Raw genomic sequence first — 10,850 nt, 5'->3', positions numbered from 1 at the left:
CCCGTACTTCTAGTTACTGCGATGGGGGGACGGAGAAGGCTAGGCCAGCTTGGCGTTGGTTGTCCAAGTTTAAGGTGGTAGGCTGATCGTTTAGGTAAATCCGGACGGTCTAGGCCGAGAGCTGATGACGATCCTTCTTTTAGAAGGAGAAGTGGTTGATGCCATGCTTCCAAGAAAAGCCTCTAAGCTTCAGGTAACTAGGAACCGTACCCCAAACCGACACAGGTGGTCGGGTAGAGAATACCAAGGCGCTTGAGAGAACTCGGGTGAAGGAACTAGGCAAAATGGCACCGTAACTTCGGGAGAAGGTGCGCCGGTGAGGGTGAAGGGTTTACCCCGTAAGCTCATGCCGGTCGAAGATACCAGGCCGCTGCGACTGTTTATTAAAAACACAGCACTCTGCAAACACGAAAGTGGACGTATAGGGTGTGACGCCTGCCCGGTGCCGGAAGGTTAATTGATGGGGTTAGCGCAAGCGAAGCTCTTGATCGAAGCCCCGGTAAACGGCGGCCGTAACTATAACGGTCCTAAGGTAGCGAAATTCCTTGTCGGGTAAGTTCCGACCTGCACGAATGGCGTAACGATGGCGGCGCTGTCTCCACCCGAGACTCAGTGAAATTGAAATCGCTGTGAAGATGCAGTGTATCCGCGGCTAGACGGAAAGACCCCGTGAACCTTTACTGTAGCTTTGCACTGGACTTTGAGCTTGCTTGTGTAGGATAGGTGGGAGGCTTTGAAGCGTGGACGCCAGTCTGCGTGGAGCCATCCTTGAAATACCACCCTGGCAACCTTGAGGTTCTAACTCTGGTCCGTTATCCGGATCGAGGACAGTGTATGGTGGGCAGTTTGACTGGGGCGGTCTCCTCCTAAAGAGTAACGGAGGAGTACGAAGGTGCGCTCAGACCGGTCGGAAATCGGTCGCAGAGTATAAAGGCAAAAGCGCGCTTGACTGCGAGACAGACACGTCGAGCAGGTACGAAAGTAGGTCTTAGTGATCCGGTGGTTCTGTATGGAAGGGCCATCGCTCAACGGATAAAAGGTACTCCGGGGATAACAGGCTGATACCGCCCAAGAGTTCATATCGACGGCGGTGTTTGGCACCTCGATGTCGGCTCATCACATCCTGGGGCTGAAGCCGGTCCCAAGGGTATGGCTGTTCGCCATTTAAAGTGGTACGCGAGCTGGGTTTAGAACGTCGTGAGACAGTTCGGTCCCTATCTGCCGTGGACGTTTGAGATTTGAGAGGGGCTGCTCCTAGTACGAGAGGACCGGAGTGGACGAACCTCTGGTGTTCCGGTTGTCACGCCAGTGGCATTGCCGGGTAGCTATGTTCGGAAGAGATAACCGCTGAAAGCATCTAAGCGGGAAACTTGCCTCAAGATGAGATCTCACTGGAGCCTTGAGCTTCCTGAAGGGCCGTCGAAGACTACGACGTTGATAGGTCGGGTGTGTAAGCGCTGTGAGGCGTTGAGCTAACCGATACTAATTGCCCGTGAGGCTTGACCATATAACACCCAAACAATCTGACCGCGTGTCAGAGCGTGAGGAAGACGACGCCGAAAACGGGCGCGTGGGTTCGCAAGACCCCAAGACGACACGTCTACTTCGATCACAGACCCAATTGGGCCAGCCAGGCAGCTCCATCACCTGGCCAGCCAACCGAATTGCTTGACGAACATAGAGCATTGGAACCACCTGATCCCTTCCCGAACTCAGAAGTGAAACGATGCATCGCCGATGGTAGTGTGGGGCTTCCCCATGTGAGAGTAGGTCATCGTCAAGCGCCTAACACCCAGCACCCCCGCTCAGTTCACACTGGCGGGGGTGTTGTCTTTGGGGCGGGAAAAGTTTGGTCGGACGTCAGCATGCCTAGGCGCTGGGAGCAGATGATCGGCCAGCGAAGGCCTGAGGCTGCGTAGCTGAGGTTGCCCTCACCCTAGCCCTCTCCCGGGGGGAGAGGGGACCAGGAGCGGAGTGGCGGAGAGGTTGGCGCAGGGCCTGCCAGATGTGTGCTGCTGACACTCCGCAAAGAGCACAAGAGCCACAACCGCCCGGCTGCGCCGGTCTGTTGCGGCCGTGGCGATCCGCCGGTGCGGCCGCTCCTACAAGGAGGCATGCCGTAGGAGCGGCCCATGGCCGCGATCAGCTGAATGTTGGGCGTCGCTGCGCTCAACCCAACCTGCCGTAGCGTTATGCGAGCAAGAAAAAGCCCGGCAGATGCCGGGCTTTTTGGGTTCAGGATTTGCGGGCTATCAGGGTGGCGCGCAGGGGAGCGGGGAGGCCTTCGACGATCAGGCCTGGATCTTGCGGGTTGAGCCAACACCTCGGCGAACCATTGGTAACCTGACCGGGAATGATTCCGATCTGCTTCATTTCTCCAGCTCTTTTCGGTATACAATGCCCAATGGCCTAAGGCCGGCAGGCAAGGGGTGCGAAGCGTCGTACCCCTTTTTTCTTTGCATGACCAATCAAATTTATAGCGTAGCCTAGGATCCTATTCCTTAACGGGTAGGGCCAGCGGATAGTTGTTTAGGTGACGCAAGCGATGAAAGCGCAAGCGAAGGGGATTCGATTTTGATCAAGGTGCTAGTTGTCGACGATCATGATCTTGTTCGTACCGGCATCGTACGGATGTTGGCGGATGTGGCAGGAATCCAGGTCGTCGGCCAGGCAGACAGTGGCGAAAATGCACTGATGCTGGCCCGTGAGCTCGAGCCGGATGTAGTCCTGATGGACGTCCGGATGCCCGGTATCGGTGGGCTGGAAGCTACCCGCAAGCTCCTGCGCAGCCGACCCGACCTGAAGGTGGTGGTCGTCACGGCCTGCGAGGAAGATCCTTTTCCGACGCGTCTGCTCCAGGCGGGTGCTGCAGGGTATCTGACCAAGGGTGCGGACATCGAAGAGATGATCACCGCCATCAAGCAGGCCTTCGCCGGTCGACGTTACATCAGTGCGCAGATCGCCCAGCAGCTGGCCTTGAAACCCTTTCAGTCCAAGGCCGAAGCGTCGCCCTTCGATCAGCTGTCCGAGCGAGAGATTCAGATCGCGCTGATGATCGCGGGCTGCCAGAAAGTCCAGGTCATTTCCGACAAGCTCTGTTTGTCGCCCAAGACCGTCAACACCTATCGCTATCGGATCTTCGAGAAATTATCGATTACCAGCGATGTCGAACTAGCCATGTTGGCTGTTCGCCACGGCATGGTAGATGCAACGAGTTGATATGAGTCAATCTTTCGATGCTGCAGCCTTTCTATCCGGTTGCAGTGGACGTCCGGGTGTATATCGGATGTTCGATGAGGGCGGCAAGCTCCTCTATGTTGGTAAGGCCAAGAATCTCAAGAACCGACTTTCCAGCTATTTCAGAAAGACCGGCTTGGCACCCAAGACGGCTTCCATGGTGTCCAAGATCGCTCAGATCGAGACCACCATCACCGGCAACGAGACCGAAGCGCTCCTGCTGGAACAGAATCTCATCAAGCAGTGGCGCCCGCCCTACAACATCCTGTTGAGGGATGATAAGTCCTACCCCTATGTCTATCTCTCAACTGAGGATCAGTATCCGCGACTGACCATTCACCGTGGAGAGAAGAGAGGGAAGGGGCGCTACTTCGGTCCTTATCCCAGCGCCGGTGCCATCCGCGAAAGTCTCAATCTGCTGCAGAAAGCCTTTCAGGTACGGCAATGCGATGACAACTACTTTCGCAATCGTACGCGGCCCTGCCTGCAGTATCAGATCAAGAGATGCAAGGGCCCCTGCGTGGCGCTCGTCAGCGAGCAGGAATATGGCGAGGACGTCCGTCATTCGGCCATGTTTCTAGAAGGGCGTAGCAATGCCCTGGCGGAAGAGCTGCAAGCCAAGATGGAAAGCGCCTCGGTCAATCTGCAGTTCGAGCGGGCAGCGGAGTTGCGTGATCAGGTGGCCCTGGTGCGACGCGTTCAGGATCAGCAGAGCATCGAGGGAGGCACCGGTGATGTCGATGTCATCGCCGCGCTCGTCAATCCGGGCGGTGCCTGTGTGCACCTGGTCAGCGTACGCGGCGGGCGAGTGCTGGGCAGCAAGAATTTCTTCCCGGAGGTAGGGATTGAGGAGGATTCCAGCGAAGTGCTGGCCGCCTTCCTGGAGCAGTACTACCTCGCCTACCTGGAGCGGGATCTGCCGGACGAGATCATCGTGAATTCCGTCCACGAGGACTTCGCTACCCTGATCGATGCCTTTGCCGAGGTTCACAAGCGGCAGCTGGTCATCGCTCATCGCGTCCGGGGGACCCGAGCCCGCTGGCAGCAGTTGGCGGTAACCAATGCGGAGCAGGCGCTGAATACCCGACTGGCCAATCGGCAGCACATGGGGGTGCGTTTCGATGCCCTGGTGCAGGCGCTGGATCTGCCGGAACCGCCTCAGCGGCTGGAGTGTTTCGATATCAGTCATTCCAGTGGCGAGGCGACCGTGGCGTCCTGCGTGGTCTTCGGGCCGGAAGGACCGCTCAAGTCGGATTATCGTCGTTACAACATCGAGGGTGTAACCGCAGGCGATGACTATGCCGCCATGCATCAGGCGTTGACCCGCCGCTTCAGCCGGCTCAAGGCGGGCGAGGGCAAGCTGCCTGACATCCTGCTGGTGGATGGCGGCAAGGGCCAGTTGGCCATGGCCCGTGAGGTGCTCAGGGAGTTGGCGGTGCCGGACTTGGTCCTGCTGGGGGTCGCCAAGGGCGTCACCCGCAAGCCGGGTCTCGAGGTCCTCTATCTGGACGATCCGTCCAACGAGTTCACCTTGCCGGCTCATTCGCCCGCGCTGCATCTCATTCAGCAGATTCGCGACGAGGCGCACCGATTCGCCATCACCGGACACCGTGCACGCCGCGGCAAGGCGCGCCGCACGTCATCGCTGGAGGAGGTTGCCGGAATCGGGCCCAAGCGGCGGCAGGAGCTTCTCAAGCACTTTGGCGGACTCCGTGAGCTGCAGCGTGCGAGTATCGAAGAGATCGCCAAAGCGCCAAGCATTAGCAAAAAGCTGGCCGAGCAGATTTATGCGGCCTTGCACAGCGAGTAGAATCGCCTCACGTTCACCAACAGCCGCGCCAATGAATATTCCAAATCTGCTTACCGTACTGCGCGTCTTCCTCATTCCGCTCTTTGTCATCCTGTTCTATCTGCCAGTCCACTGGAGTTACTGGACCGCCAGCACCATCTTCGCCATCGCCTGTGCAACCGACTGGCTGGATGGTTATCTGGCTCGGCGCCTGGGGCAGAGCACGCCCTTCGGAGCCTTCCTGGATCCGGTAGCAGACAAGCTCATTGTCGCCGTGGCCCTGGTGTTGCTGGTGCAGGAGCATGCCAATGCCTGGCTGACACTGCCTGCCGTCATCATCGTCGGTCGTGAGATCGTGGTATCGGCGCTGCGGGAGTGGATGGCCGAGCTGGGCGCCCGGGCCCAGGTCGCGGTGTCCAATCTGGGCAAGTGGAAGACGGCGGCGCAGATGCTGGCGCTGGTCATCCTGTTGGCCAACCCGCCGCAGATGACCTTCTGGGTCATCAGTGGTTATGCGTTGCTCATCGTCGCAGCAGCCCTGACCCTGTGGTCCATGTGCACCTATCTGATGGCGGCGTGGCCGCATCTGATGAGCGCCGAGAAAAAGAAATAAGTTTTTTGAATCAATGGCTTGACATGAAGGGTGGCTCAGATAGAATGGCGCCCGTCACCAAGCGGGAATAGCTCAGTTGGTAGAGCACGACCTTGCCAAGGTCGGGGTCGCGAGTTCGAGTCTCGTTTCCCGCTCCATGTTTTACATGAGTGTCGCAAGACATTCAGGTTTGAGGCCGGGTGGCAGAGTGGTCATGCAGCGGATTGCAAATCCGTGTACGCCGGTTCGATTCCGACCTCGGCCTCCACTATTGAGAGCCCCGTAGATCCCAGGTCTACGGGGCTTTTCATCATCCAGGGATGTATGAATACTGGATCAGGTTTTACGAATCCGCTTGTCTGAGGGTTCGGTTCTGCCCGAGTGGTGAAACTGGTAGACACAAGGGACTTAAAATCCCTCGACTTAACCGTCGTGCCGGTTCGATTCCGGCCTCGGGCACCATCCAAATGAAAAGGCCACTCCTGTTCGAGTGGCCTTTTTCGTTTAGGAGGGAATCGTCCAGTAGGGCGTTTCATCCGCATCGCGCTCGATACGTGAGCGGCTGTCGAGGATGAAGGCTTCGAGCATGGCCGCGTCGAGCAACTCGGTGCGGGCGATAGGGCGGTTCAGTACCGACTGACCGCTGCGGGAAAAGACCTCGACATCGTAGGCGCGCTGATCACGCGTGGAGATCACGCAGCGCAACGGCTCGAATCCGCCTTTGAGGGTGTTGAAGGCGCTGGCGAGTTCGACATAGAGGGTCATCCGGAAAAGCTTCCTGTTCAAAGGTGGCACTGTGACAGCATTGGCTGCTACAGGGTTTCACCTTTGCAGAAAAGTGCCGTCATATCGCGATGCTAGTCGCAAAATCCCGGCCCTGCTTTCGGAGTTTCATTGCCAGCCTTGCAGCCAGCATTCTGCATCCTGCAACTCGTGCCAGTCCAGCGTCCAGGTACGACGAGTGAGAACGGCTTGCAGATCTATCTGCGAGATGGGGTCGGTCTCGACTTCCGGGGTATGGACCCGGGTGACGATGAAGTGCTTTTGCCGTTCGCGTGGCTGGACGGCCGTCCATTTGCTGAGCAGCAGCTTGTGGGGGTTGATCTGACGTTGCTTCATCCCTGCATGGCCTCCAGCAGCGGGGCGCTGCGATAGCGCTGCAGCAGGGCTTCCAGGTTGCGATCGGGCATGGCGTGGGCCCTGAGCGCCGTGATGGTGCGCTCGACGTATTCCAGGGTGGTGCCGAAATGGCCGCAGGCCTCGGTCAGGACGCGATTGAGGATGTCATCGGGCAGGCTGCCGGCGTAGCAGGGCAGATTGCGCTTCAGCACGAAACCGAGCGCCTGCACCTTGCTGCCGTCTTCCAGGTGGCATTGCAGCCAGCGGGGGCGGTAGGACCCATCGGGCATCTCGCGCTTCCAGAGGGCCAGCAGGTGGTCGTCCAGCTGGTCATCCGGCAACTGGTAGGCGAAGCCCGAGCAGGAGCCGCCGCGATCCAGACCCAGTACCAGGCCGGGTTGCTCGGGGGTACCGCGATGCAGCTGGGACCAGAGATAGAGACCGCGGTGGTAGCCGTGCACCCGCGCCCGGCGCACGGCGACGGCGGGGCACTCGGGGCGCCAGATCAGCGAGCCGTAGGCGAACAGCCAGACCGGGCCGGGTTGGCGTTGAGCCAGGGTGGCTTCCAGGGAGGCCACCAGCTCGGGAGGGGTGAGCGGCGTGGCGGGTGCGAGCTTGGGGGGATAGGAATCGTGGATGCTGGAAGGAATCTGTCTGTGCATATGCCGCCTGGTCCTCTACCGCTGAAGCTGCCAGGTTCAGGAACCCGGCCCTGAGATCCTAACGAAAGTCCGGGAGGAACTCCTAGACCGTTCGTGCCCATCTTTATGACGCCTGGTTAGGTCGCAGCGAGAAACATGCCAAGGTGGACGCAGAAAACGGCGGACGAAAAAAAGCCCAGCAGATGCCGGGCGGGAAAGGGGGCGTGAGATCGATCAGGCGCTGGTGCGGATCAGGTGATCGAAGGCGGCCAGGGAGGCCTTGGCGCCTTCGCCCAGGGCGATGACGATCTGCTTGTAAGGCACGGTGGTGACGTCGCCCGCGGCGAAGACGCCGGGCAGGGAGGTCTGGCAGCGGGCGTCCACTTCGATCTCGCCGCGCGGCGACAGCTCGACGGTACCCTTGAGCCAGTCGGTGTTGGGCACCAGGCCGATCTGCACGAAGACGCCTTCCAGGTCGAGGTGGTGGAACTCGCTGGAGTTGCGATCCTTGTAGACCAGGCCGTTGACCTTCTGGCCGTCGCCCTTGACTTCGCTGGTGAGGGCGCTGGTGATGACGGTCACGTTGGGCAGGCTGAACAGCTTGCGCTGCAGCACGGCGTCGGCACGCAGCTGGCCGTCGTACTCGATCAGGGTGACCTGGGCGACGATGCCGGCGAGGTCGATGGCCGCCTCGACACCCGAGTTGCCGCCACCGATCACGGCGACGCGCTTGCCCTTGAACAGGGGGCCATCGCAGTGCGGGCAGTAGGCCACGCCGCGGTTGCGGTATTCCCGCTCACCGGGAACGTTCATCTCGCGCCAGCGAGCGCCGGTGGCCAGGATCAGCGTCTTGGCCTTGAGCGAGCCGCCATCGGTGAAGCGGACTTCGTGCAGGCCGCCGGCTTCGTGGGCCGGAATCAGCTGCTCGGCGCGCTGCAGGTTCATGATGTCGACTTCGTACTGCTTGACGTGCTCTTCCAGCGCCATGGCCAGCTTCGGCCCTTCGGTCTCCTTGATGGAGATGAAGTTCTCGATGGCCAGGGTGTCCAGTACCTGGCCGCCGAAACGCTCGGCGGCGACGCCGGTACGGATGCCCTTGCGTGCGGCATAGACGGCAGCGGCAGCGCCAGCCGGGCCACCCCCGATGACCAGGACGTCGAAGGCGTCCTTGGCGTTGAGCTTGTCGGCGGAGCGGGCGGCGGCGCCGGTGTCGAGCTTGGCGACGATCTCTTCCAGACCCATGCGGCCCTGGCCGAAGGGTTCGCCGTTCAGGTAGACACTGGGCACGGCCATGATCTGGCGGCGCTCGACCTCGTCCTGGAACAGGGCGCCGTCGACGGCGACGTGCTTGACCCGGGGATTGAGCACGGCCATGAGGTTCAGGGCCTGCACCACGTCCGGGCAGTTCTGGCAGGAGAGGGAGAAATAGGTTTCGAACTGGTAGTCGCCGTCGAGCGCCTTGACCTGCTCGATGACGTCCTGGCTGGCCTTGGACGGATGACCGCCCACCTGCAGCAGGGCCAGGACCAGGGAAGTGAATTCGTGGCCCATGGGCAGACCGGCGAAGCGCAGGTCGATGTTCTGACCGGGGGTCAGCAGGGCGAAGGAGGGGCGACGGGCATCGGTGCCGTCGGTGCTGAGGCTGACCTGATCGGACAGGCTGGCGATATCCTGCAGCAGGCTGTGCATTTCACGGGACTTCGCGCCATCGTCGAGGGACGCGACGATCTCGATGGGGCGCGTGACGCGTTCGAGGTAGGTCTTGAGCTGGGCTTTCAGATTGGCGTCCAACATGGCGACGTGGCTTCCGTAAAAAATGGGCAAAAAAAGAGCGCGCGGGCAAGGCGCCCGGGCGCTCGGGCTAGATCAGGCGGGTGTTAGATCTTGCCGACCAGGTCCAGCGAGGGGGTCAGGGTCGCTTCGCCTTCTTTCCACTTGGCGGGGCAGACTTCGCCCGGGTGGTTGGCGACGTACTGGGCGGCGCGGACCTTGCGCAGCAGTTCGCTGGCGTCACGGCCGATGCCGTTGTCGTGGATTTCGCACAGCTTGATCTGGCCTTCCGGATTGATCAGGAAGGTGCCGCGCAGGGCCAGGCCTTCTTCTTCGATCAGCACTTCGAAGTTGCGTGCCAGGCGAGCGGTGGGATCACCTACCAGCGGGTAGTTGACCTTCTTGATGGCTTCCGAGGTGTCGTGCCAGGCCTTGTGCGCGAAGTGGGTGTCGCAGGACACGCCGTAGATCTCTACGCCCAGCTTCTGGAACTCGGGGTACAGGTCAGCAAGGTCTTCCAGCTCGGTGGGGCACACGAAGGTGAAGTCGGCCGGGTAGAACACGATGGCGGACCACTTGCCCTTCAGATCGGCCTCGGTCACCTGGACGAATTTGCCGTTGTGGTAGGCGGTCGCGGTGAAAGGCTTCACTTCGGTGTTGATCAGGGACATTGATGACTCCTTGATGGGTTTAAGTCAGGGTTGAAATCGATAGGACGCATACTAATCGCATTTTGACGATTCACCTCATTGTTAAAGGCGATGTCGGCGATTGGGCGTCTCTATCGGATACTACAGGTATTTAATGAAATCAGCGGCTTAGCTCGGCTCAGGCCGGGCCCAGCGCCTTGGTCGTGGCCGGATGCTGACCCCATTCGCTCCAGGAGCCGTCGTAGAGCCGACCATCCGGCAGGCCGGCGACGCTCAAGGCGAGCAGCAGGACCGCGGCGGTGACGCCACTGCCGCAACTGGTGATCACCGGATGCAGGCCGTCGATGCCCAGGGCCTGGAAGCGCTGGCGCAACTCCTGGGGTGGCAGCAGGGTGCCATCTTTTGTCAGCAGGCTGTCGTAGGACAGATTCTGGCTGCCGGGCATATGCCCTGAGGCGACGCCCGGGCGCGGCTCCGCTACCTCGCCGGTGAAGCGCTTGGCGCCACGCGCGTCGAGCACCTGGGTCTGGCCCACGCTGAGCGCGGTCTGCACATCGCCCAGGCCGCAGAGCAGGCGATTGTTGAAGATGACGGGGTAGGGCGGCTGCGGGTTGGGCAGGTTTTCACCGGTCTCCAGCGGCAGGCCCTGTTCACGCCAGAGCGGCAGGCCGCCATCGAGCACCATCACCTGGTCATGGCCGAACAGGCGGAACAGCCACCAGCCCCGGGCGGCGGAGAACAGGCCCTTCTGGTCGTAGACGACCAGGGTGGTCTCCGGGGTGACGCCCAGTTCGCCGGCCAGCCGGGCGAAGCGTCCCGCGCTGGGGACCATGTGCGGCAGCGCGGTGTCCGGATCGGAGAAGTGTTCGATATCGAAGCGCAGGGCGCCGGGGATGTGCTGCTGCCGATAGGTCTCGTCGGCGATCTGGGGTTCGTTGGGCAGGTAGAGACTGGCATCGAGGATCAGCAGATCCGGACGGCCGAGTTGCTCCTGCAGCCAGGCAGCGGTGACCAGCGGGGAGGCGATCATGGGTGGCGCTCCTTGATGGGCA

General features: G+C 60.7%; 9 protein-coding genes, 3 tRNA genes and 2 rRNA genes (1 of these 14 cut by a window edge). 8 read left to right on the top strand and 6 right to left on the bottom strand.

The features are described from left to right. The 8 genes from ACZ5R1_RS12770 to ACZ5R1_RS12735 form a co-directional block, all read left to right on the top strand. Nucleotides 1-1,507, top strand: a 23S ribosomal RNA gene (locus tag ACZ5R1_RS12770) (it extends 1,386 nt beyond the left edge of the window). Between the two features lie 160 nt (nt 1,508-1,667). After that, a 5S ribosomal RNA gene (gene rrf / locus ACZ5R1_RS12765) occupies nt 1,668-1,783 on the top strand. Nucleotides 1,784-2,574: 791 nt separating this feature from the next. Then, the gene (gacA, locus tag ACZ5R1_RS12760) at nt 2,575-3,219 is read left to right on the top strand and encodes a response regulator transcription factor GacA (RefSeq protein ID WP_027599189.1); all 645 of its coding nucleotides are present in this window, start codon (nt 2,575-2,577) and stop codon (nt 3,217-3,219) included. A gap of 1 nt (nt 3,220) precedes the next feature. After that, on the top strand, nt 3,221-5,047 hold the full coding sequence (gene uvrC / locus ACZ5R1_RS12755; protein WP_027599190.1) for an excinuclease ABC subunit UvrC: 1,827 nt from the start codon (nt 3,221-3,223) through the stop codon (nt 5,045-5,047). A 31-nt stretch (nt 5,048-5,078) separates the two neighbouring features. Beyond that, nucleotides 5,079-5,639, top strand: coding sequence for a CDP-diacylglycerol--glycerol-3-phosphate 3-phosphatidyltransferase (pgsA, locus tag ACZ5R1_RS12750; RefSeq protein ID WP_007161859.1), 561 nt, complete (start codon nt 5,079-5,081; stop codon nt 5,637-5,639). A 61-nt stretch (nt 5,640-5,700) separates the two neighbouring features. After that, nucleotides 5,701-5,776, top strand: a tRNA-Gly gene (locus ACZ5R1_RS12745). A 36-nt stretch (nt 5,777-5,812) separates the two neighbouring features. After that, nucleotides 5,813-5,886: transfer RNA gene (locus ACZ5R1_RS12740), tRNA-Cys, on the top strand. 107 nt (nt 5,887-5,993) lie between these two features. Then, nucleotides 5,994-6,080: transfer RNA gene (locus tag ACZ5R1_RS12735), tRNA-Leu, on the top strand. Between the two features lie 42 nt (nt 6,081-6,122). Here ACZ5R1_RS12735 and ACZ5R1_RS12730 read toward each other — a convergent pair. From ACZ5R1_RS12730 to sseA, 6 genes are all read right to left on the bottom strand, one after another. Continuing rightward, complete coding sequence (locus ACZ5R1_RS12730; RefSeq protein ID WP_007161858.1) at nt 6,123-6,383, bottom strand: hypothetical protein; 261 nt, start codon at nt 6,381-6,383, stop codon at nt 6,123-6,125. 126 nt (nt 6,384-6,509) lie between these two features. Continuing rightward, the gene (locus tag ACZ5R1_RS12725; RefSeq protein WP_007161857.1) at nt 6,510-6,737 is read right to left on the bottom strand and encodes a TIGR02450 family Trp-rich protein; all 228 of its coding nucleotides are present in this window, start codon (nt 6,735-6,737) and stop codon (nt 6,510-6,512) included. Next, a complete protein-coding gene (locus ACZ5R1_RS12720; RefSeq protein ID WP_042134379.1) occupies nt 6,734-7,399 on the bottom strand; it encodes a gamma-glutamylcyclotransferase in 666 nt (221 codons plus the stop codon). The genes ACZ5R1_RS12725 and ACZ5R1_RS12720 overlap by 4 nt, the downstream gene beginning before the upstream one ends. 213 nt (nt 7,400-7,612) lie before the next feature. Next, nucleotides 7,613-9,172 (bottom strand): alkyl hydroperoxide reductase subunit F, encoded by a 1,560-nt coding sequence (ahpF, locus tag ACZ5R1_RS12715; RefSeq protein WP_027599204.1) that lies wholly within the window; start codon nt 9,170-9,172, stop codon nt 7,613-7,615. 83 nt (nt 9,173-9,255) lie between these two features. Beyond that, nucleotides 9,256-9,819, bottom strand: a complete 564-nt coding sequence (gene ahpC, locus ACZ5R1_RS12710; RefSeq protein WP_007161854.1) for an alkyl hydroperoxide reductase subunit C — start codon at nt 9,817-9,819, stop codon at nt 9,256-9,258. Between the two features lie 157 nt (nt 9,820-9,976). After that, a complete protein-coding gene (gene sseA / locus ACZ5R1_RS12705; RefSeq protein ID WP_464712348.1) occupies nt 9,977-10,828 on the bottom strand; it encodes a 3-mercaptopyruvate sulfurtransferase in 852 nt (283 codons plus the stop codon). Nucleotides 10,829-10,850 lie beyond the last annotated feature (22 nt).

The sequence above is a fragment of the Pseudomonas sp. Pso3 genome (assembly GCF_055393275.1).
The sequence above is the reverse complement of the archived record's forward strand: the minus strand, read 5'-3'. Positions and strand labels throughout refer to the sequence as shown.

Coding starts and splice junctions, on each gene's coding strand:
- uvrC (WP_027599190.1), top strand. CDS start 3,221: ATGAGTCAATCTTTCGATGCTGCAGCCTTTCTATCCGGTTGCAGTGGA.
- pgsA (WP_007161859.1), top strand. CDS start 5,079: ATGAATATTCCAAATCTGCTTACCGTACTGCGCGTCTTCCTCATTCCG.
- ACZ5R1_RS12730 (WP_007161858.1), bottom strand. CDS start 6,383: ATGACCCTCTATGTCGAACTCGCCAGCGCCTTCAACACCCTCAAAGGC.
- ACZ5R1_RS12725 (WP_007161857.1), bottom strand. CDS start 6,737: ATGAAGCAACGTCAGATCAACCCCCACAAGCTGCTGCTCAGCAAATGG.
- ACZ5R1_RS12720 (WP_042134379.1), bottom strand. CDS start 7,399: ATGCACAGACAGATTCCTTCCAGCATCCACGATTCCTATCCCCCCAAG.
- ahpF (WP_027599204.1), bottom strand. CDS start 9,172: ATGTTGGACGCCAATCTGAAAGCCCAGCTCAAGACCTACCTCGAACGC.
- ahpC (WP_007161854.1), bottom strand. CDS start 9,819: ATGTCCCTGATCAACACCGAAGTGAAGCCTTTCACCGCGACCGCCTAC.
- sseA (WP_464712348.1), bottom strand. CDS start 10,828: ATGATCGCCTCCCCGCTGGTCACCGCTGCCTGGCTGCAGGAGCAACTC.